Origin of the sequence: Arcobacter sp. LA11 (genome assembly GCF_001895145.1) — a bacterium.
Lineage (GTDB): Bacteria > Campylobacterota > Campylobacteria > Campylobacterales > Arcobacteraceae > Halarcobacter.
Window position 1 is genome coordinate 143,804 of record NZ_BDIR01000004.1, and the last position, 23,080, is coordinate 166,883.

The following is a 23,080-nucleotide window of genomic DNA, read 5'->3' on the forward strand; positions in this document are numbered from 1 at the left end:
ACTTCTTTTTTGGAAATAATTAAACAAAAAGTTGAAAATGAAAAATATAAAAATAAATATTTAACTGTTTGGTTTAATGCATGGCAATATGAAAAAGAGGAACATCCTATAGTTCCCTTAATAGCTGTTATAATAAAAGCTTTACAAAATGAAAAAGGTGAAATTAAAAAAGGCTTTGAAAAGTTTGTAGATGTCTTAAGGAGTGTGGCATATGGCTTTTCTATGGAGACAACAAATAAAGATGTTTTAGGAAATGAATTAAAAATGCAATTAAATTCAAAAGATATGATGGATAAATATGAACAATTAGTTGCATCTGCTTTACTTGATAAAAGCTTATATTTTAATGCTTTTGAAAAATTAGAAACTCTTGATGAATTAGGAAATAAAAGAATAATTGTATTTATAGATGATTTAGATCGGTGCTTACCTCCCAATGCGATTAAATTACTCGAGAGTATAAAACTTGTTTTATCTCAAAAAGGATTTGTATTTATTTTGGGTGTAGCAAAAGAAGTTTTAGAAGGACATTTAAATCATAAATATGCAAAAGAGTTTGGTATAGAAGGAGGAAATCATGGAAAAGCGTATTTAGAAAAAATGATACAACTTCCTTTTACTCTTCCGAAGTTTACTCAAAAAGTTGATAGTTTAGTTGATAGTTTGTTTGCTAAAGTTGAACATAAAGATGATGTAAGCAATATAAAGGAAGTTATAACTGCAATTGCTATACATAGTAAAGTAACTCCTAGACTTTTAGTGAGGCTTATAAATCAAGCAAAAATACATGCTGAAATAGATAAAGAATTAGAAAATCTAGAAATATATAATGATATGTATGCTGCTTTTGTATTTGTACTTTTATTTGATACATTATATGAAAATGAATATAAAATATTTTCTGTATTAACAGAAGAATCATTAAGTAAGGTTTTAAAAGAAGTAAAATTTCATAAAAAAACTTATGATTTGTCAAAAAATATATCAAATATTGCAAATAAAACGTTTAAATCGTTTAGTGGTATAGATTTTGAAACTACGCAAAAAGAAGAAGATTTAAATGATGATTTATCTATTGCTGTAAAAGCGATAAAAGATAATTCTTGTTTAGAAAAATTATTGTTAAGTAAGATAGGACAAGATTGGTTAGGAAATATTGATTTACGAGAGAGAACTATTGAATTTGTTGATATAGCAACAAATACTAGTGATGAAGAAATTAAAAAGCAAGAGGAAAAAAGACTAAAAAATCAAAGTTTAGAAGATATAAAAAATGAACAAGAAAGGCTTTTTGAAAAAGTAGTTGATGATAAAACTTTTAACAAAGAGATTTTGAATATTGATAGTAATGAACCTTTATATAAAACTTTATTTGTAAAAGTTACTGATGAAGAGGGAAAAGAATTTGAAATATCAAAGTTTTTAGTGACAAATAAATGGTTTAGAGAATTTATCCCAAATCATAATCTTGAGAATAAACATGATTATAAACCAGTAGGAAAGGTTTCATATAATGAAGCAATAAAATTTTGTGAATGGTTAGAAGATGAATATTATAGTTATTCTATTCCTTCAAAGACTCAATTAGAATATTTAATGAAAAGTGCAAATAAATATGTAAAGTATCCTTGGGGAGATAAATTTGATAGCAAGAAATGTAATAATGGTAATATAGGTTTAGAAAGTACATCAATAGTTGGAGCTTTCTCTAGATATGGAGGAGACAGTCAAATTGAAGGTATAAAAAATCAAATATGTGATTTAACAGGAAATGTTTTAAAGTGGACGAGTACTAATTTAAAAAATGAAGAAAAAATAAAAATTCTAAAAGGTGGTTCTTGTACATTATTTAGAGAAGAATATTTCTCAGCCTTATGTAATGGTAATCAAGAAATTGATACTAAATATAATGGTATAGGTTTTTATATTATCAGAACTAAAAAATAGCTTGCTTAATATTTATGATTAAAAAGCTCAATATATACTTTAACAAGTAGTTATAACTTTTTAGATATAATCTTAAAAATTAAATATAAGGCTTTGATTGAGAGTTGGTGTTTTTGATTCTGGACTTGGTGGATTGACGGTTATTCAAGCGATAACCAAAACTTTCAAAGGTGCGCAGATTTTTTATATTGCAGATACTTTATTTGCACCTTATGGAGAAAAATCAGAAGAACAAATTTTAAAGCATAGTTTAGATGTAACAAATCATTTGTTAAGAAATCATCAGATTGATGTTTTAATTGTTGCTTGTAATACAGCAACTTCGGCAGCTATAAAATATTTAAGAGAAAAATTTCCTAGTCTTATTCTTATTGGTACAGAACCTGGGATAAAACCAGCTATGCAAAATACTTTAACAAAAAAAGTTGGAGTTTTAGCAACAGCTGTTACCTTAGGTGGAAATAAATATCAAGAACTTTTAAATAAGCTTTCAAAAGAGCATGATGTAGAAATTTTTGAGCAAGCGTGTATCGGTTTGGTTGAACAGATTGAAAATGGAAAAATAAATCATCCCGAAACAGTTTCGATGTTAAGAGATTGGTTAAAACCTATGCATGAAAGTAGTGTTGATACAATAGTACTTGGCTGTACCCATTATCCACTAGTTAGTGAAGTTATAAAAGATGTAATGGGTGCAAATATTAGTTTGATAGAGACGGGAACAGCTATTGCAAAAAGATTAGAGGATTTAAGTTCTCAAAGTGGACATATCAATGATGGAGAACTTATGATAAAAGTTTTTTATACAGGTGATATAAAAATAGATATGATAAACATGATTTTAGATACTTGGCAAAATGGTGGTAAAATCGTAGTAAGGGATACAAATGAGTGAAGAACAAAGTATAGAGAAAAAAGTTTTAGCGTTAAAATATAGACCAAAAAGATTTGAAGATTTAGTAGGACAAAGTACTATCTCACAAACTTTATCTTTAGCCCTTGATTCAAATAGATTATCCCATGCATATCTTTTTTCAGGACTTAGAGGAAGTGGTAAAACTTCAACTGCTAGAATTATGGCAAAAGCATTACTTTGTTCAAATGGTCCTACTTCTAGACCTTGTGAAACTTGTGAAAACTGTGAAAGTGCAAATACAAATAGACACTTAGATATTATAGAAATGGATGCTGCTTCAAATAGAGGTATTGATGATATTAAAGATTTAATTGAACATACAAAGTATAAACCAAGTTCTGCTAGGTTTAAAGTATTTATCATCGATGAAGTTCATATGCTTACAACACAAGCTTTCAACGCTTTACTTAAGACACTAGAAGAGCCTCCTGGCTTTGTAAAATTTATACTTGCAACTACTGATCCACTTAAATTACCTGCAACTATTTTAAGTAGAACACAACATTTTAGATTTAATAAGATTGCTAGTTCTGATGTTATTCATCATTTATCACATATTTTAAATGAAGAAAATATTGATTTTGAAACACCAGCTTTAGAGATATTAAGTAGAAGTGGGCAAGGAAGTTTAAGAGATACTCTAACTTTACTAGACCAAGCTATTATTTTCTCAAAAGGAAAAATTACAACAACTGCTGTTGTTGATATGTTAGGTTTAATTGAACCAGAACTTATGGAAAAACTTTTTGATGTGATATTAAAAAAAGAAGATATTGTTTCCCTAGTTAAAGAGCTTGAAAATTATGAGATTTCTCAAGTATGTGATGAGATGACAATTTATTTAAAACAAAAAATGCTTGAAAAAGATACAAAGTTTGATTTACTTCTTTTTGATAGATTTTTTAGAATTTTAAGTGATGCGAAACATCTTTTAGCTTTAAATTCAGATGGAGGATTTGTATTAATTCTTACTTTATCAAAAATGATGGAAGCAACAAATTTAAAAACTATTGAAGATATTATTAATCAAGTAGAACAAGTAGAAGTGAAGCCTATTATAAAAGAAGCTATCTCTACACAAAAAGTTATGGAACATGCTAAAAATGATGTTAACCATGCTTACGATGATGAGCTTGTTCCTTTAAATAAAGAGTACCATCAAAATAAACAACAAGTAAATCAAGTAGTTGCTGAAGAGCTTGTCCAAGAAGAACAAGAAACAACTATTTCTATAGATAGTGTAAATGCAATTCCTACTGTACAACCAATTGAAACTGTTGAAGAAGAAGGGTTTTCAACTCCATTTGATGAAGTGCCATCTTCTGTAGTAGAAGAAAAAGTTGAAAATACGCAAGTTATTGAAGAAACAGAAAAAGAAGAAATACCAGAGGTTCAAGAAGTAGAAGAAACACCAGTAGAAGTACCGGAAAAAATAGAACCCAAAGATCCAAATAAAGAAATATATGAAAAGCTAACAGCAAAAGTTTATGAAAGAGATTATGAATTAGGTGAGCTTTTTGAGAAGAATTTTATTTATAAAAGTTTTGATGACAAACTTTTACGTATTAGTTCCTATGCACAAGATGAAGAAAGAAAAATTCTGTTTAAACATTTTGGGGTTATAAAAACATTCATTTATGATGTTTTTGGCAATGATATAGAACTAGATTTTATAAAGGAAGATTCCTCCACAAGAGAATAAACAAGAATCCAAAAAAGAAGAGATAGTAAAAACTGAGGATAATTCTACTAAAGAAGAAAACTCAGAAATTGATGCAGGTTCAATGATTGAAGATATAGAATTAGGTTCTGGATGTGTAGCGGATATGCAGAAAACTGCTAATCCTACTCCTTCTCAACAAGAACTTCAAATAAATGATGTATTAAATTCTCCTATGTTAAATCGAGCGAAAGAGCTATTTGATATTAAAAAAATTACGGTAAAAACGAAAACATAGTCTTAGATTTTTTAATTAAGTCTATGTAGAATATAATGTTAAACTTTTTAAGATATTTAAAAATTTATAAGGAGATTTAAATGTTATCAGTAACAAAAGTATTGATGATAGGGACACTATTAATTAGCACTTCAATATATGCAAATAGTGTAGATGATAAAGTAATAAAATTTGAAAAAGATAGATTTTCAAAAAATAAAAGAATTGAGATAAAAGATATTTCAGTAAATACAAAAAAAGAACTTCATATAAAAGGTTGGTCTGGGTTTATTATTGATGTTAATGCAGTAATGGCGGGAAATCCTATCAAAGTAAAAGATATTGTATTTTCAAATGGTGATGTAATTGCACCTGAACTTTATGATGTAAATACAGGGGATTCATTAAAAGATTTAATGACACCAAAATTAGATACTAAATACCATGATAAAAACAAATTAATTGCAGGTTCTGCTGATGCAAAAGATAAAATCGTAATTTTCTCTGATCCTTTATGTCCTTTCTGTATGGATTATGTTCCAGATGTAATTAATCATGTAAATAAAAATTCAAAAGATATTGCATTGTATTATTATCATTTTCCATTATTACAGTTGCATCCAGCTGCTAAAACTTTAGTAAGATTAATGAATGCTGCTAAAGCAGAAGGAATAAAAGATATTGAACTTAAAGTTTATAAAGCTGATTGGGATAAATATTTTTCTGAAAAAGAGAAAAACACTCAGAAGATTATAGATGGATTTAATAAAGAGTTTAATACTTCAATTACTTTCATGGATATAAACAATAAAAAGATGACTGATGAAATACTTCATGATGTAAGTATGGGTGAAGAAGCTATGGTTCAAGGAACACCAACAATTTTTATTAATGGTGAAAAAGATAAATCAAAATTAAAATATGAAACATTAGGAAAATAGAAGAATGGATAAATTAGTAATTGCAACAAGAAGAAGTCAATTAGCTTTATGGCAGAGTGAATATATCAAAGCAGAATTAAAAAAGTTTTACCCTGATATGGAAGTTGAACTTCAAGAGTTTGTAACAAAAGGTGATAAGATTTTAGATGTACCTTTAGCAAAGATTGGTGGAAAAGGTCTTTTTACTAAAGAGCTTGAAGTTGCTATGTTAAATGGAGAGGCACATTTAGCTGTTCACTCTTTAAAAGATGTACCAACACAATTTGAAGATGGTTTACAACTTGCAGCAGTTACAAAAAGATTTGATCCAAGAGATGCCTTTTTAAGTAATGATTATATTTCTTTAGATGAATTACCCCAAGGTGCTGTAGTAGGTACTACAAGTCTAAGAAGAAGAATGGCTCTAAAGCTTTTAAGACCTGATATTGAGTTAAAAGATTTAAGAGGAAATATTAATACTAGAATTGCAAAACTTAATGCAGGTGAATATGATGCAATTATTCTAGCTGCAACAGGTATTCAAAAACTTGGAATTGAAAAAGAAGTAAAACATTTTTCTCCAATAAATACTGATGTAATGATTCCATCAATGGGGCAAGCTACCCTTGGTATAGAAACAACAACAGACCCAAAAATAGTTGAGATAGTGTCTGTTTTAAATGATAAAGATGCACATATAGAATCAACTATTGAAAGAAGTTTTGTTGATAAACTTCAAGGTGGTTGTCAAGTTCCAATTGGTGTGAAAGCAACAATTATTGATGAGAATTCTATTAGAGTCCAAGCAATCGTTGGAATGCCAGATGGTAGTGAATATATTGAAGAAGATATTACTGCTGATATAGAAGACTTTGAAGTAGTAGGACAAAATTTAGCACAAACTTTTATTGATCAAGGAGCTAAAGAGCTTCTAGAACGTGCTGAAAAAGTAGCTTTCAAATAACAAAAAAGAAAGGGTTTCCCCTTTCTTCATAACTTAACTTCTCAACTTTTAAAAACATTTCAAAAAATCTAAAATTATACTAGACTTTTATACTAGACTTTTGTATTATAAATATATTATTTTAAGGAGTTTATATGAAAATCAAAGCAGAAAATTGTGTATTTGTTCAAGTAGATGTTCAAGAAAGACTTTTCCCATTTATATCAAACAAAGAAGAATTAGAAAAAAATTTAATTACTTTAGTAAAAGGTTTACAGTTACATGAAATACCTTTTATTATTAATGAACAGTATAAAAAAGGTATTGGAGAAACAATTCCTAGTTTAAGAGAACTTGTTGATGAATATCCTCATTTTGAAAAAACAACTTTTTCTTGTTGTGGAAATGAAGATGGCTTAGCTGCAATTAAAGCAACTGGTAAAAAGTTTGTAATCTTAGCTGGAATAGAAACTCATGTATGTGTTCTTCAAACTGCACTTGATTTATTAGAAGAGGGTTTACAACCAGTACTTGTTACAGATTGTGTTAATTCAAGAAAACAGAGTGATAAAGATATGGCAATTCAAAGACTTATTCAAGCTGGTGTTATTCCAACTACATATGAGTCACTTCTTTTTGAACTAACAGTAAATGCAAAACATCCTGTATTTAAAGAGATTTCAAAACTTGTAAAATAGGGAAACCTATTTTACAAGTTTTTTAAAAGTATAGATTCTCCATTAGGAAGTTTTATTTTTATATCAATTATTTTAAGATTTGTATCTTGTAATAAAAGGTTTAATAATAAAATTTCTTTTTCTAAATCAATAGTATTCATATAGTTTTAAACCTTATTGTAATTTCACTATATAAATTTGAAGTAGAATTCTTATCTATTGGTCTTGCAATAACTCTTGTATTTGGAATAGTTATCGTTGATATATCCTGTTTTTTTATTTCATCTTTATTTATAATCAACACTTTTTCATTTGTATCAGAATCTGTATACTCTTTGATATAAGTTTTTTCTTCAAGAGTGATTTCTTCTTTTTTAGATAAAAGTTTCTTTGAAAGAATTTTTTTATTTTCTATTTTTTCTTCATTATCAATATACATATTAGATAATTCAATTTTTGCTTTTATCTCACCAGATTCAATTGCAATATTTGAGGATTCATATTTATTTAGCATAAAAGATAAATAATCTTTTTTTTCTTGAATAAGTAAATCTAAGGAATACTCTTTTAAAAAAGTAAATCCTTTTTCAGTTAGTTTTTTATTCTTAACATATAGATTGATATCCTCAGTGATATTATCTTCTATAGCTTCATATATTGACTCTGTAATTATAGATTTTTTTGATAAAACAGAGGAAAATAATTCTTCCTCTTTATTTAAAACTTCATTTTGAGATAAATACAAATTTGCAAATTCTTCATTTGAAAGTTTTATCATTCTTTCTAATTCCATGTATTTTTCAAACTGGTGATTTTGTGCATCAATAGCAGCATCAAAAACATCATGGAGTAAAGTAGAGACAAACTCTGCAAAACCTAAACTAACTTTCTGAAACCCTGACATAGTTTTAACCGTTTAATGGTGCATAATCAGTTTTTAAATTAAGTACAATTTCACCAAATATATCTACTTTTGTACCACTTGTATCTCTTTGATATGATTTTGCAGTATTTACAGTAATAAGTCTTTTCTTCTCTTTATTTTTTCTTTTTTTACCAAATAGTCCACCTAAAGAAAAACGTTTTTTATCTTTATATTTTGATTTGATTTTATTATCTATTTTATTTGATGTTGAACCAGAAGTTGTACTTGTATTCCATGTAGAAAAAGTTATTCTTGCAGTGATTCTCCCTGTATCAACTACTGTTCTTGACGCTCCTTGTTTTAAAATAGTCATTAACATTCCATATTTATTAGAAACAAGTAATGCTGCAATTGCGTCATGAATTTGCTTATAAGATGGTATTGTGTCAAGTACTCCATTGTTATAATCAGTCAAGGCTTCTAAATATGTATGCTGATTAGGATCATCAATTTTATCCACTAATCCAGCAACAGACGGAGCCAATGAAGTGATTAAACTACTCCACCAAGTACTATTATCTGAACTTCCTGTAGGAATTGGTTCTTCAGTTGGAGTTTCTAAAGCCTCAAGAATTGAATCTAAATCAGATACTTGTGGTAACTGATAGTTAAGTACAAAATCTGTAATATCTTCAAAGTCTACATCCCCTGAAGTATTGTTGATATAAGTTGATAAACTTACTGATAAACTTGTGGCTAAATTTGAATAAGCTTCCATTTGTTCAATGTTGGACTCAACAATAGTGTGAAACATTCCTGAAACTAAACCTTCTGCAAATTCATTAAATGGGATTTCTCCAAATCTTGATGCTGTATCAATTGCATAATCACTCATAATTATTTCCTTTATTAAGATATATAATCATCATAGTTATATTATAGTTTGATATTTATTAATGATATTTATTATTTTTTTATTTTACAAAATATTAAGAAAAGTATAAAAAATGATTATTTTTTATACTTTAAATCAATAATATTTTTCTTATTTTTTTATAAATCATCGTTTTTTTGATATAATAGTGTATTATTTATAACTAGGAATACATTATGAAAAATATATATTTTAGATTTATTTTAATAGTATTCTTCTCAAGTTTTCTTTTTGGGAATTCAAAAGATTATTATCAAATTGATGAATATATATCTTATTCGAAACAAGAAAGAATAAGTGAAAATTTTATTAAGATTATTCAAGAAAAATCAAAAGCAATCACAAAACAAAATCAAAAAATCAAAATTGTAATGGTTTATCCAGGTAATCAAATATCAGACTATTGGAGAAAAAGTAAGCTATCTTTTGAAAAAAGAATGATAGAACTGAATATAAACTATGAATTAATTGATTTTTTTACTAAACCTGCTGTTGAGATTAAAGAGCAATCTAAACATTTATTGAAAGCATTTAAACAGAATGCTGATTATCTTATTTTTACACTTGATGCGAAAAAGCATACAAAATTTATAGAACGTATTATAAGTAAAAAACGTACAAAGTTGATTCTTCAAAATATTACTACTCCTCTTAAAAAATGGAAAAATAGACAACCTTTTTTATATGTAGGATTTGATCATTCTACAGGAAGTAAAATGCTTGCAGATTATTATATAAAAGAGACGAAGGCAGAAGGTAACTATGCTGTGCTTTATGGTTCAAAGGGTTATGTAAGTTTTATGAGAGGAGTAAACTTTATAGATTATATTTCTTCCAAATCAAATTTGAAGTTAATTCATGAATATTATACAGATTTTAATAAGCAAAAAGCGAAAAATGCAACTTTAGATTTATTGGCAATTAATAGTGATATTAAATTTATATATGCTTGTTCAACAGATATTGCTTTAGGAGTAATTGAAGCATTAAAAGAAAAAGATTTATTGGGAAAAATAAAGGTAAATGGCTGGGGTGGAGGAAATAGTGAGTTAGATGCTATTGAAAAAGGTTTAATGGATATTACTGTTATGCGTATGAATGATGATAATGGTGTTGCTATGGCAGAAGCAATAAAATATGACTTAATAAATAAAAATGATGAAATACCAACAATTTATTCTGGAGAGTTTAAAATTGTAAAAAAAGGTATAAAAAAAGAAGAGTTAGAAAAATATAAGATGAAAGCATTTAGGTATACATTTGATGATAAATAATAAAAAATATTCATTAACTTTAATTAATAGTGTTTTATTAGTTGTTTTTTTATTATTTATAATTTTTGCAATTTCAATATCTTCTTATTTTAGTACTCAAAAAGTGATTGACTATAATATAAATGAATATTTTAAACAAACAACAAATATTACGCATATAATCATAGATACTGAACAAAAAGATCTTAATAATATTGCTTTTGATATTAGTAAAATTATAAAAAAAGAAAAAACTGAAGAGCTTGAATTGGGTATTAATAGTTTAACAGCTGTAGATCAAATAGACATACTTTTTTTAAAAACTGATGATGAGATTATCAACTATAGTAATTCTTTATTTGATACTGAATTATTAATCAAAGAGATTAGCAAAAGACAGATTCTTTATGACAATACCATTTTATCTGCATCTATTGATGATGAAAAGTTTATTATTCTTTTAAGTAGAAAAAAAATTATTGATAAAGTAACTGGGCGAGTAAGTTCTATATTATATGTTGGAAAAATATTAAATGATAACTTTACAATAATTAATAAAATCAAACAGAAAGCATTGTTAGAAGATATTTATATATTTTTTAAAGAAGAATTAATTGCAACAACTTCACATAAAGAATTAATAGATCTCTCTTTTTTTAATAAAAATAAAGTTATTAAAAAAGGTGATTTATTATATTTTAATAAAAAAATAAATATTTATGAGAAACAGCATCTTGATATTGTATTTATAACAAAAAATTCTACTTTTGAATTATTAAAAGAAGATTTTATTAGAGCAGGGTCTTTATTATTAATTTTTATTTTGATAAGTTTTGCAATTTTATATATTACTTCAAATAAGTATATTATTAAACCTTTTTCAAAACTTCTAAAGTTTGCTAAAAGAGCTAAAGATAATGAAAACGTCGAGTATATAGCTACTAATGTTTTAGAATTTGATAATTTTGCAGTGGATTTGAAATCTATTATTGATGAGCTTAGGGAATTAAAAGAACATTATTCTCGGGCAATTGAAGGTGTACAAGATGGTTTATGGGATTTAGATTTGAAAACAAAAAAGCTATTTTGTTCAAATAGATATTCTAATATGTTAGGTTACAGTGATAAAGACAAAATAAATAGTATTAGTTTTTGGAAAAATAGTATTCATAAAGATGACTATTTTAAAACTTTAAAGAAAATAGTAAATCATGTAAATGGAAAATCAAATTTATATGAAGATGATTATAGAGTTCGGTGCAAAGATGGGTCTTATAAATGGATAAAAGTTAGAGGGAAAATATTTTTTGATGAAAATAAAAAAGCATTAAGAATGACAGGCTTTCATACCGATATAGACGATATTATAAGATTACAAAATGACAATTTGAAAAAAGAAAAAATGCTTTATCAACAATCAAAATTAGCTTCTATGGGTGAAATGATTGGTAATATAGCTCATCAGTGGAGACAACCATTAAATGTTATAAGTACAATTGCATCAAGTCAAATTATGCAATTAGAATTAGGGTTAACTAAAAAAGAAGAGACAATAAAAGATTTAAATAAATTAATAGATACAGTACAATATCTTTCTAATATAATTGATAAGTTTAGATATTTTTTCAATCCAGATAAAGAGTTAGAAACTTTTTATATAGATGAATTAATTATGGACAATCTTGAAATCTTTGAATCATCATATAAATTAAATGATATTGATTTGATAATGAATCTTCAACATATTGAAATCTCTGGGTATAAATTTGAATTAATGCAAGTTATTATAAATCTAATAAATAATTCTAGAGATGCTTTATTAGAAAGATATAGTATTGATGATCCAAAACTTATTTTTATGGAAAATAGTGTTAAAGATAAATTTCTTGAGATTAGAGTATATGACAATGCTTGTGGTATAAAAGAGACAATAAAAGAAAAAATTTATGAACCATATTTTACAACGAAACATCAATCTCAAGGAACAGGATTAGGACTATATATGTCAAATGAAATTGTTAAAAAACATTTAAAAGGTAAATTAATGAATGAAACAATTTCTTTTTCATATAAAGGGAAAGAATATATCGGTGAGGAGTTTAGAATTATACTTCCTTTGTAAAGTTTTTATAATTCAAATATAAAAAAAGGGGGAAGAGACTAAAAGCTCTTCCCCCTTTTTATTTATAAATGTTCTAACTATCTTAAAATTATTTAAATTTTAATCCATTGTTCCAGCTGGAACATGTACATTCCCATCCATAATAATTCTAGCACTTCTAGACATAGAAGCTTTTTCAACTACATATTTACCATCATTTTGAGATAAAGCAGCTCCAACTTTGATAGCCCCTGAAGGATGTCCAAAAGTAACAGTTTCTTTTTCTCCACCACCTGAAGCAATATTTACTAATGTTCCAGGAATACAAGCAGCAACACCAATAGCAACAGAAGCTGTTCCCATCATAGCGTGGTGAAGTTGTTGCATAGATAATGCTCTAACATGTAAATCCATTTCACTAGCTTTTACTTCTTTACCAGAAGAAGTAGTGAAATCTTGTGCTGGGCTAACAAATGCAATTTTTGGAGTATGTTGTTGAGTTAGTGCATCAGAAGCATCTTTCATTACACCCATTTTTAAAGCCCCTGCAATTCTGATTTTTTCAAATCTTGCTAAGGCTTCAGTGTCAGAGTTAATATCTCCTTGTAGTTCAGTACCTTTGTATCCAATTTCATCTGCATTTACAAATACAGTTGGAATACCAGCAGTAATCATAGTAGCTTTAAATGTACCAACACCTTCAACTTCTAAATCATCTACTAAGTTCCCAGTTGGGAATAGTTCTTCACTTGGGTCAACAGGCTCAACAAACTCTAATTTTATTTCCTCTGCAGGGAAGGCAACACCATCAATTTCGTAATCACCCATCTCTTTAACTACACCATTTTCCATAGTTACATAACAAAGAATAGTTTTTTTGATATTTGCTTGCCAAATTCTTACACAACAAACTCCATTTTCAGGAACATTGTCTACTAAACCTTCAGTAATGGCAAAAGGACCAACTGCACTTGATAAGTTTCCACAGTTTCCACTCATATCAACAAAATCTTTATCAATGGCAACTTGACAGAAGTAGTAATCTACATCATGACCTTCAACATCAGATTTTCCAACTAAAATAGCTTTTGATGTAGAAGATGATGCTCCTCCCATTCCATCCATTTGTTTTTTATAAACATCAGGAGAACCTACAATTCTTTGAAGTAATTTATCTCTTTTTGCACCGTCTTCTTGTGCTTCTTTTGGTAAATCTGCAATATTAAAGAAAGTACCTTTTGAAGTACCACCTCTCATATAAGTTGCTTTTACTTTAAATTGTGGTTGATAAGCCATATTATATTCCTTAGTATTTATTTATATTTAAGTTCTTGTAAAAAGGACTGAAAAAAAATCTTTTGATTTCTTTTAAATCCTTTTAGGGCAGGTGCCCTAAAAGATTTTGATGTTTAAAAGAAGGTTTTATTTACCTTCAGCAATAACATCTTTAGCGAATTTTTGTAAGATTCCACCATTTGTGTAAACATCAACTTCAGCAGAAGTATCTAATCTACATAATACAGGGAATTTAACAACTTCACCATTTGCTCTAGTCATAACTACAGTTAAGTCACATCTAGGAGTAATTTCACCTTCAATATCAAAAGTTTCAGAACCATCAATAGCGTAAGTATGTCTAGTATCACCTTCTTTAAATTGTAATGGTAAAACACCCATTCCAACTAAGTTAGTTCTGTGAATTCTTTCAATTGATTCAGCAATTAATACTTCAACACCTGCAAGTCTAACACCTTTTGCAGCCCAGTCTCTTGATGAACCTTGACCGTAGTTAGTACCAGCTACAATGATTAGTGGTTGCTTTCTTTGAGTATAAGTTTCAATTGCTTCCCACATTCTAGACTCAGTACCTTCTGGCATGATTTTAGTTAATGAACCTTGTTTTGTTTCACCATTTTCATCTTTAACCATTTCATTGTATAGTTTTGGATTTGCTAATGTAGCTCTTGAAGCTGTATGGTGATCTCCTCTGTGTGTTGCATAAGAGTTTAAGTCTTCAACAGGAAGACCTTTTTCTAAACAATACTCACCAGAAGCAGAACTTGGTAAGATAGCATTTGACGGAGATAAATGATCCGTTGTAATATTATCAGGGAATACACCTAATGGTCTCATACCTTTAAGTGCTGGCATTTGCATATATTCATCTTCCCAGTAAGGAGGTTTATTAATATATGTAGAGTTTGTATTCCACTTATAGAATGGATCAATTTTAATATCACCTAAAGCTTCTCTTGCAAACATTGGATCATAAATGTCATTGTACATTTCAGGTCTTACACATGATTTTTCAACAGCATTAATCTCTTCATCTGATGGCCATAAATCTTTTAATTTAATATCATTTCCATCTTTATCTTGTCCAAGAACATCATTTTCAATATCAAATCTAACAGTACCAGCTAATGCATATGCAATAACTAATGCAGGAGATGCTAAGAATGCTTCTTTTACGTATGGGTGGATTCTTCCATCAAAGTTTCTGTTTCCAGAAAGTACAGCAGTTGAATAAATATCTCTATCTACAACTTCTTGTTGAATTTTTGGATCTAATGCACCTGACATACCGTTACAAGTAGTACAAGCAAAACCAACAACACCGAATCCTAGTTTTTCCATTTCAGGTAATAATCCAGCTTCTTTTAAATAAACTTCAATTACTTTAGAACCTGGTGCTAATGAAGACTTAACCCATGGCTTTCTTTCTAATCCAAGCTCGTTTGCTTTCTTAGCTAATAAACCAGCAGCGATAACATTTCTTGGGTTTGAAGTATTTGTACATGAAGTAATAGCAGCGATTAAAATACCACCATCAGGAATTAAATCACCTTCTTGAGTCCACTCTTTTACAATTCCTTCATCTTTTAAAGTTGAAGTTGGAACTAATTTATGAGGTTTAGAAGGACCAGCTAATGATCTTTCAACTTTTGATAAATCAAATTCAATTGTTCTAGCATATGTAGCATTCTCGAATTGGTCTGCCCATAATCCATTAGCTTTAGCATAAGCTTCAACTAATTTAACTTGCTCAGAATCTCTACCTGTTACAGTTAAGTAATCAATAGTTTGAGAATCAATAGCGAACATACCAGCAGATGCACCATATTCAGGAGTCATATTTGCAATAGTAGCTCTATCACCTAAGTTAAGGTACTGGATTCCAGAACCGAAGAATTCTAAATATGCAGAGATAACATTGTTTTCTCTTAAGAATGAAGTCATAGCAAGTGCAATATCAGTTGCAGTAATACCTTCTGATCTAACACCAGTGATTTCAACACCAATGATTTCTGGAACTCTCATATAAGATGGGTTACCTAACATTACGTTTTCAGCTTCTAATCCACCAACACCAACAGCGATAACACCAAGTGCATCAACGTGAGGAGTATGTGAGTCAGTACCAACTAATGTATCAGGAGATGCAATACCATCGATATTGTGAACAACTGGAGACATTTTTTCAAGGTTGATTTGGTGCATAATACCATTCCCTGGAGGAATAACATCAACGTTATTGAATGCTTCTTTAGTCCAGTTAATGAAGTGGAATCTATCTGCATTTCTTCTATCTTCAATATCTCTATTTTTTTGGAATGCATCTGGATCAAATCCACCACACTCTACTGCTAATGAATGGTCAACGATTAATTGAGTAGGAACAACTGGGTTAACTTTATCAGGGTTTCCACCTTTTGAAGCTACAGCTTCTCTTAAACCTGCAAGGTCAACGAATGCAGTTAATCCTAAGATATCGTGACAGATAACTCTTGATGGAAACCAAGGGAAATCTTTGTCAGTTCTTTTTTCTATTAATTGAACTAGTGAATCTTTTAAGTCTGCACTAGGACATTTTCTAATTAAGTTTTCTGCTAATACTCTTGAAGTATAGTTAAGTTTTTCAAAAGAACCAGGAGTGATATCTTCTACAGCTGCTTTTACATCATAAAAGCTTGTATCGAAACCTTCTAGTTTTTTTAGATATTTTTCGTTTGTCATATTATTTATACCTATTAGTTTATTTGTTTTGAATTTATAGTAGTCTATAAAAAATAAAAGCCATCAAATACTTGATGGCTTTTAAGTCTTGAATAATCTGTGATTATCCTCTTTCTGAGATAGGAACGAATTTTAAATCTTCTGGACCAGTGTAAGTAGCAGAAGGTCTAATGATTTTACCATCTTCTCTTTGCTCAATTACGTGTGCACCCCATCCAGTAACTCTTGAGATAATGAAAATTGGTGTAAACATATCTGTTGGAATTCCCATTTGGTTATAAGAAACTGCTGAGAACCAGTCAAGGTTAGGGAACATTTTTTTGTTATCCCACATGATTGTTTCAATTCTTTCAGCAACATCATACATTAATGTGTCGTTATTTTCGTTTGATAAATCTTCAGCAACTTTTTTAATTACTACGTTTCTTGGATCACAAGATGTGTAAACTGGGTGTCCAAATCCGATAATAATTTCTTTTTTAGCCATTCTTTCTAAGATATCTTTTTCTGCTTCATCTGCTGAAGAGTATCTTTCTTGAATGTAGAATGCAACTTCATTTGCTCCACCATGCTTAGGACCTCTTAATGCTCCAATTGAACCAGTAATACAAGAGAACATATCTGAATTAGTTCCAGCAATAACTCTTCCTGTAAATGTAGATGCATTAAACTCATGCTCTGCATATAAAATTAAAGATGTATGCATTGCTTTAACCCAAGATTCTCTTGGTTTTTCACCATGTAATAAGTGTAAGAAGTGACCACCAACTGAATCATCATCAGTTACAACATCAATTCTCTTTCCATTATATGCATAGTGATACCAGTAACATAACATAGAAGCAAATGATGCCATTAATTTATCAACAATAGCTTGTGCTTCATCTTTTGGATGAGACTCATCTTCAGACATAATTGCTCCAAGAACTGAACAACCTGTTCTCATAACATCCATTGGGTGAGCTGTTTTTGGTAATTGCTCTAAAGCAATTTTAACACCTTCAGGAAGGTCTCTTAATCCTTGAAGTTTTGTTTTGTATGCATCTAATTCTGCTTGAGTTGGTAATTTACCATAAACGATTAAATATGCAATTTCTTCAAATTCTGACTTGTCAGCAAATTCTAGAATATCATAACCTCTATAGTGTAGGTCATTTCCGCTTTTACCAACTGTACAGATAGCAGTATTTCCTGCTGAATGTCCTGATAATGCAACTGATTTCTTTGGTTTAAATCCTGTAGTAGTACTCATAATAATCTCCTTTTCCCTAGTTAATTAAATTTTTTATTTTACAGTTTTGTTTATTTTGATTTTCCCTGTGCAAACAGAGAATCCATTTTTTGCTCATAATCGTGGTAACCTAACATATCGTAAAGTTCCATTCTTGTTTGCATTAATTCTAAAGTACCTTCTTGTGTACCTTTTTCTCTTAAGTCTTGGTATACAGTTAAAGCAGCTTTGTTCATTGCTCTAAATGCTGATAATGGATAAAGAACCATTTCAATTCCAACTTGACCTAATTCTTCAGTTGTAAACATTGGAGTTGCACCGAACTCAGTAATATTTGCTAATACTGGAACACTCATTTGGTCAGTAAATTCTTTATACTCTTTTAATGTATGAACTGCTTCAGCAAAAATTGCATCAGCTCCAGCTTCAACATATGCAAGTGCTCTTGCAACTGCAGCTTCTTGACCTTCAGATGCATGTGCATCAGTTCTAGCAATGATATAGAAATCAGGGTCTAATTGATTTTTAGCATCAACTGCAGCTCTAATTCTGTCACACATTTCTTCTGTAGATACTAACTCTTTATTTGGTCTGTGCCCACATCTTTTAGCAGCAACTTGATCTTCAATATGTAATCCAGCTGCTCCAGATCTAATAAATTCTTTAACAGTTCTAGCAACATTAAACGCATGTCCCCAACCTGTATCAGCATCTACGATTAGCGGTGTATCACAAATAGAAGTAACTCTTCTAATATCAATACATACATCTTCAATCATAGTCATACCTAAATCTGGTAAACCATATGATGCATTTGCAATTCCTCCACCTGATAGGTAGATTGCTTTATATCCAACTTTTGTAGCTTGTAATGCTTGATAAGCATTAATTGTTCCTACAATTTGTAAAGGAGTTTCTTCAGCTAATGCTTCTCTAAATTTTTTACCTGCGCTCATATATATCCTTCGTATTTTTTAGTGGTTTTTATTATACATGAGTTTGATATAGTTGTATTGTATAGTTTTTGTTTTAGAAAATACAACTTTTTCTATCTTTGGTTTAATATGTACAATATTTGTTCTTATGTATTAAAATGGTACAATTCTTTTGAAAATATTAGTTAAGGCAGATACATGACATATAAAAATGGTATAGAGAAGTTTATAGAAATCTTTAAAAGATCTAATTTAAGTATATCAAAATTTGCATCATTAATACAAAAAGATAGAAGAACAGTGACATCATGGATAGATAATATATCTGATATCGAACCAAATGATGATGTAAAAGATAAAATTTGTAATATCTTTAGATATCCTGATTTTATTTGGGAAGATGGCTGTAGCGGGGAAGAGTTTATAAAATCAATTACTCAAATTCCTCAAAAAGAAGTTCGTATTATTGATGAAGATTATTATGGACGTTTAAAATATATTATGGAACTTGAAAAAAATAGAAGATTTGTAATTCAAGCACAATTTCCTGGTCCAATGTATAGAGATACAGCGGTAAAAAGAGTCTATAGAACAAAAACTTCCTCAGATATTGAAGAGTTAAAACAAGCAAGAATTGAGCAAATGCTTAGATACGATTATGATACAACGGAGTGGTATTCTATAAAATCTGTATTATCTTTCTGTTTTGCAACAATTGGTAACTTTTATACAAAAGAAGAGAAAATAAAAATTTTAGAATTGATATATGAATTGTTTAATAACAACTATAATAAAAAGTTATTTTTGTTTGATTCATTTTCAAGGAAAATTTATGGAATGGAAACGACATACATATCTATTAATGTTAAGCAGAAGATCTTATTTTTTAAATCTCCAATAGAATCGGTGTTTATTGAAATAAGAAATAAAAATTTAGTTGAGAGAATGCATAAATACTACTCTTCTCCAGTTGAAGCTCCATCACATGTAAATTTTTTAGAATCAGTAAAAATTATAAAAATTTTACAAGATGCTGTTATGTATAACAATAGTATACTTCAAACATATGAAACAATAAATCGAACTACAGATTATGGAGAACTTTTCTATCATAACCTAAGTATAGATTTACAAAAAGAAGTTTCTCAACCAAAACCTGGACAGAAAAGGAACTAGTGTATGGATTATACATTATATATAAATGAATTTTTGATTTTAGCTTCTGCACTTTTTTTAGCCCTTCTTGCTCCTGGCCCTGATTTTGCAATGATTTTAAAACAGAGTATTACATATGGGAAAAGAGCATCAATAGTTTCAAGTATAGGAATAGGCTTAGGAATTTCTGTTCATGTTATTTATACAATACTTGGAATAGGACTTGTTATTTCTAAGTCTATTGTCTTATTTAATATAATCAAATATTTAGGTGCTATGTACCTAATATATATAGGTTATAAAAGTTTAAGATCTAAAGGAATGCAGTTACAAACTGATAGCTTTTTGATTAAAAATGAAATAAGTGATACTAAATCTTTTATGATAGGTTTTTTATGTAATGCTCTAAATCCTAAAGCAACACTTTTCTTTTTATCTATGTTTACAGTTGTTGTTAGTATTGATACTCCTATTTATATTCAATCACTTTATGGATTGTTTTGTATTTTTGCTACTATGTTTTGGTTTATAGGAACATCATTGATATTAAGTCAAAGAAAAGTTAGAGAGTTTTTTAACTCATTTGGAAAATGGTTTGATAGGGTAGTTGGAGTAGTATTAATTACTCTTGGGATAAAAGTTGCTTTAAGTAAATAAGGAAAATAATGACAACAAAAGAAAAGTTATTAGCAGTAACATTTGAAGAAATATATGAAAATGGATATTACTCAACATCTGTTGATAAAATACTAAAAAAAGCAAAAATGAATAAAGGTTCTATGTATCATTATTTTAAATCAAAAAAAGAATTAGTATTAGCAGTAATTGATGCACATGTTTATGGGTATATTGATAAAAAGTATAGTGCTATATTAGATACTAAAGGAAGCTATATAGATTCTATGTTTAAAGTTTTAAAAAACCATGATAGTTTTAATTTCACTTTAGGATGTAGATTAAACTCACTAGTTCAAGAACTTTCACATCATGATAAGGATTTTAAAGAAGCTTTAGAAAAGGTTTATATACATTTTGAACAAATTATAGAAAAAGTTTTAGAAAAAGCAAAAGAGAATAAAGAAATAAATCATCCAGATGTAAAGGCTTTATCAATATATGTTGTAGCCTCTATTGAAGGGTGTTTATCAACTGCTAAAAAATCTCAAGATGGTATTGTATTTGTTAGTTGTATGGAACAATTAGAGTTCTATTTTCAACAAATTAAAGTAAAAAATTAAATTTTTTCAAAAACCCTTGACTAATTAGTCAAAAATTGTTATAATACTTTTGACTGATTAGTCAAGATCTTCTTTCGTCTCAAAAAGTTGACTGATTAGTCAAAAATTTTAAAGGATACAAAATGAAAAAAATTATTGGAATAGTTGTTTTTGGTTTTTCTATGGCAACATTAGTAGTTATGATGTATACTCCTGGTTCAATATTTTATTCTTAAGATTGATTAAAATATAAAAAGTTTAATAGCTTTTATACTTTGCTAAGTAAAAAAGCTAGATGTAAAGCTATTCAATATAGAACCAGATACTTAATATTCGCTCACATAATAAATTTGTAATACCCACTTCTTAGTATAAATAGATACATGCTTGTTTTTTTCTATATATTACTTTAATTTCATTGTTTTTAATGTTATCATTTTGATAAGCAAATAATAAGTTATAAAATAAAGGTAAAAGATGAAAATAGTAATTTTAGACAGAGCAACATTAGGATTTGATATTGATGTTGATATTTTTAATAAACTAGGAGATGTAACTTCTTATGATGTTACATTTGAAAATCAAACTAAAAATAGAGTAAAAGATGCAGACATTGTAATTACAAATAAAGTTGTAATTTCAAGAGAAGTTATGGAAGATTCAAATTTAAAACTTATTTGTATAACTGCAACAGGTATGAATAATGTAGATTTAGAAGCTGCAAAAGAAAAGAATATTAAAGTTAAAAATGTAGCTGGTTATTCTAGTTCAAGTGTTGCTCAACTATCTTTTGCGATGATTTTTCATTTTGTAGAAAAACTAAATTATTATAAAAACTATGTAGATGAAGGCAACTGGCAAAAGTCAGCAATCTTTACGCATATAGATAAACCTTTTTATGAACTTGATGGTAAAAGAGTTGGAGTAATTGGACTTGGTGATATAGGTTCAAACTTTGCAAAAAAAGCAGATGCTTTTGATTGTGAAGTAGTATATTATTCTACAAGTGGAAAAAACAATAATTCATCTTATAAAAGAGTTGAACTTGATGAGTTGTTAAGTACTAGTGATATTATAAGTATACACTGCCCATTAAATGAAAATACACAAAATTTATTAAATTATGAAAATATGAATAAAATGAAAGATGGAGCAATTTTATTAAACCTTGGTCGTGGTGGGATTATCAATGAAGAAGATTTAGCAAAAATTATTGATGAAAAAGAAATTTATGCAGGAATTGATGTAGTTGAAAAAGAACCAATAGAAGAATCAAATCCATTATTAAAAGTAAAAAATAAAGAGCAATTAGTTTTAACACCACATATTGGATGGGCTTCAATTGAAGCTAGGACTAGACTTATAAATTTGGTTGCTCAAAATATAAGAGATTTTATTGCTAAATAAATGAAGAATTTATTTTTTATAAATGATATAAATTTATATATATATTATAATATAATTATTTATATTTAAAAGGAAAGAAATGTCGAATTATGATGATTTTACAGCTAATGATATTTTTCAAAAAGATAAAGATCATAATACTATTTATTTAAGAAAAGATACTGCTTATATAATAAATGACAATTTGAAGAAAAAAAGATTACAAGATTTAGAAGGGTATCGATATTTTTTTCAAAAAAAGGTAAGCTTTTTTCTTTCATATATATTTGTAGGGATACCTCTTGGTGGATTTATACACAGTTATTACTTTAAAGAGATAAATGAGTTTCTTATTTATTTTATAATTGGATTAATATTACATTTATTATTGTTATATATGTATAATAATAAACTAACTACGGTGTTAAAAGATTGCGAAATTATAAATGATCATTCTCTTATTAAAGAAATTGTTTTTAATGACATAGAAAAGAACAAAGTAAAAAAAGAACCTTTTCTAAAAAAAGTTAAGGATAGTACTCCTGATATGAATGTTTTCCATATTGTAGTCTTTTTGCTTATTGCTTTACCTTTTATTCTTTTTGTCCTATCATTGATTCTATAATATAATTTTTATTAATTCAAT

The 23,080-nt window shown here is 28.2% G+C and carries 21 protein-coding genes; 14 read left to right on the plus strand and 7 right to left on the minus strand.

The window, feature by feature from the left end; genetic code table 11:
- The first annotated feature begins 9 nt into the window (after window positions 1-9).
- From BT997_RS05555 to BT997_RS05580, 7 genes are all read left to right on the plus strand, one after another.
- Window positions 10-1,947 (plus strand): P-loop NTPase fold protein, encoded by a 1,938-nt coding sequence (locus BT997_RS05555; protein ID WP_143145160.1) that lies wholly within the window; start codon window positions 10-12, stop codon window positions 1,945-1,947.
- Between the two features lie 97 nt (window positions 1,948-2,044).
- On the plus strand, window positions 2,045-2,842 hold the full coding sequence (murI, locus tag BT997_RS05560) for a glutamate racemase (protein ID WP_072680464.1): 798 nt from the start codon (window positions 2,045-2,047) through the stop codon (window positions 2,840-2,842).
- A complete protein-coding gene (locus tag BT997_RS05565; RefSeq protein ID WP_072680465.1) occupies window positions 2,835-4,565 on the plus strand; it encodes a DNA polymerase III subunit gamma/tau in 1,731 nt (576 codons plus the stop codon). The genes murI and BT997_RS05565 overlap by 8 nt, the downstream gene beginning before the upstream one ends.
- Before the next feature lie 82 nt (window positions 4,566-4,647).
- Entirely contained in the window at window positions 4,648-4,821 is a 174-nt protein-coding gene (locus tag BT997_RS15525) for a hypothetical protein (protein ID WP_174247201.1), read from the plus strand.
- 80 nt (window positions 4,822-4,901) lie between these two features.
- Complete coding sequence (locus BT997_RS05570; protein WP_072680466.1) at window positions 4,902-5,741, plus strand: thioredoxin domain-containing protein; 840 nt, start codon at window positions 4,902-4,904, stop codon at window positions 5,739-5,741.
- Between the two features lie 4 nt (window positions 5,742-5,745).
- Window positions 5,746-6,684, plus strand: a complete 939-nt coding sequence (gene hemC / locus BT997_RS05575; RefSeq protein WP_072680467.1) for a hydroxymethylbilane synthase — start codon at window positions 5,746-5,748, stop codon at window positions 6,682-6,684.
- 134 nt (window positions 6,685-6,818) lie between these two features.
- Window positions 6,819-7,361, plus strand: a complete 543-nt coding sequence (locus BT997_RS05580) for a hydrolase (RefSeq protein ID WP_072680468.1) — start codon at window positions 6,819-6,821, stop codon at window positions 7,359-7,361.
- Window positions 7,362-7,372: 11 nt separating this feature from the next.
- On the opposite strand, the gene BT997_RS15675 is transcribed toward BT997_RS05580, so the two are convergent.
- Genes BT997_RS15675 through BT997_RS05590 form a run of 3 tightly spaced genes read right to left on the minus strand, consistent with a single transcriptional unit; the run spans window position 7,373 to window position 9,100 of the window.
- Window positions 7,373-7,501 (minus strand): hypothetical protein, encoded by a 129-nt coding sequence (locus tag BT997_RS15675; RefSeq protein ID WP_258239430.1) that lies wholly within the window; start codon window positions 7,499-7,501, stop codon window positions 7,373-7,375.
- Window positions 7,498-8,244 (minus strand): hypothetical protein, encoded by a 747-nt coding sequence (locus BT997_RS05585; protein ID WP_072680469.1) that lies wholly within the window; start codon window positions 8,242-8,244, stop codon window positions 7,498-7,500. Before BT997_RS05585 ends, BT997_RS15675 begins: the two co-directional genes overlap by 4 nt.
- Window positions 8,245-8,248: 4 nt before the next feature.
- Entirely contained in the window at window positions 8,249-9,100 is an 852-nt protein-coding gene (locus BT997_RS05590) for a hypothetical protein (protein WP_072680470.1), read from the minus strand.
- Window positions 9,101-9,315: 215 nt separating this feature from the next.
- Here BT997_RS05590 and BT997_RS05595 point away from each other — a divergent pair, with 215 nt between their 5' ends.
- Together BT997_RS05595 and BT997_RS05600 are read left to right on the plus strand one after the other, a co-directional pair.
- Window positions 9,316-10,413, plus strand: coding sequence for a substrate-binding domain-containing protein (locus BT997_RS05595; protein ID WP_083568482.1), 1,098 nt, complete (start codon window positions 9,316-9,318; stop codon window positions 10,411-10,413).
- Entirely contained in the window at window positions 10,403-12,514 is a 2,112-nt protein-coding gene (locus tag BT997_RS05600) for a PAS domain-containing protein (RefSeq protein WP_072680472.1), read from the plus strand. Before BT997_RS05595 ends, BT997_RS05600 begins: the two co-directional genes overlap by 11 nt.
- 99 nt (window positions 12,515-12,613) lie before the next feature.
- Here BT997_RS05600 and prpF read toward each other — a convergent pair whose 3' ends face one another.
- The 4 genes from prpF to prpB form a co-directional block, all read right to left on the minus strand.
- Window positions 12,614-13,789 (minus strand): 2-methylaconitate cis-trans isomerase PrpF, encoded by a 1,176-nt coding sequence (gene prpF, locus BT997_RS05605; RefSeq protein WP_072680473.1) that lies wholly within the window; start codon window positions 13,787-13,789, stop codon window positions 12,614-12,616.
- Window positions 13,790-13,915: 126 nt separating this feature from the next.
- A complete protein-coding gene (gene acnD / locus BT997_RS05610) occupies window positions 13,916-16,510 on the minus strand; it encodes a Fe/S-dependent 2-methylisocitrate dehydratase AcnD (protein ID WP_072680474.1) in 2,595 nt (864 codons plus the stop codon).
- A 103-nt stretch (window positions 16,511-16,613) separates the two neighbouring features.
- The gene (prpC, locus tag BT997_RS05615) at window positions 16,614-17,762 is read right to left on the minus strand and encodes a 2-methylcitrate synthase (RefSeq protein WP_072680475.1); all 1,149 of its coding nucleotides are present in this window, start codon (window positions 17,760-17,762) and stop codon (window positions 16,614-16,616) included.
- Window positions 17,763-17,812: 50 nt separating this feature from the next.
- Complete coding sequence (gene prpB, locus BT997_RS05620; protein ID WP_072680476.1) at window positions 17,813-18,697, minus strand: methylisocitrate lyase; 885 nt, start codon at window positions 18,695-18,697, stop codon at window positions 17,813-17,815.
- A 177-nt stretch (window positions 18,698-18,874) separates the two neighbouring features.
- Here prpB and BT997_RS05625 point away from each other — a divergent pair, with 177 nt between their 5' ends.
- From BT997_RS05625 to BT997_RS05645, 5 genes are all read left to right on the plus strand, one after another.
- Window positions 18,875-19,852 carry a hypothetical protein gene (locus tag BT997_RS05625; protein ID WP_072680477.1) on the plus strand — a complete coding sequence of 326 codons (978 nt, stop codon included), beginning with the start codon at window positions 18,875-18,877 and terminating at the stop codon, window positions 19,850-19,852.
- A 3-nt stretch (window positions 19,853-19,855) separates the two neighbouring features.
- On the plus strand, window positions 19,856-20,488 hold the full coding sequence (locus BT997_RS05630) for a LysE family translocator (RefSeq protein WP_072680478.1): 633 nt from the start codon (window positions 19,856-19,858) through the stop codon (window positions 20,486-20,488).
- Window positions 20,489-20,496: 8 nt separating this feature from the next.
- Window positions 20,497-21,069, plus strand: coding sequence for a TetR/AcrR family transcriptional regulator (locus BT997_RS05635; protein WP_072680479.1), 573 nt, complete (start codon window positions 20,497-20,499; stop codon window positions 21,067-21,069).
- 456 nt (window positions 21,070-21,525) lie between these two features.
- Window positions 21,526-22,455: a D-2-hydroxyacid dehydrogenase gene (locus BT997_RS05640; protein ID WP_072680480.1), complete on the plus strand. Its 930-nt coding sequence runs from the start codon at window positions 21,526-21,528 to the stop codon at window positions 22,453-22,455.
- A 79-nt stretch (window positions 22,456-22,534) separates the two neighbouring features.
- Window positions 22,535-23,059: a hypothetical protein gene (locus BT997_RS05645; protein WP_072680481.1), complete on the plus strand. Its 525-nt coding sequence runs from the start codon at window positions 22,535-22,537 to the stop codon at window positions 23,057-23,059.
- The last annotated feature ends 21 nt before the right edge of the window (window positions 23,060-23,080 follow it).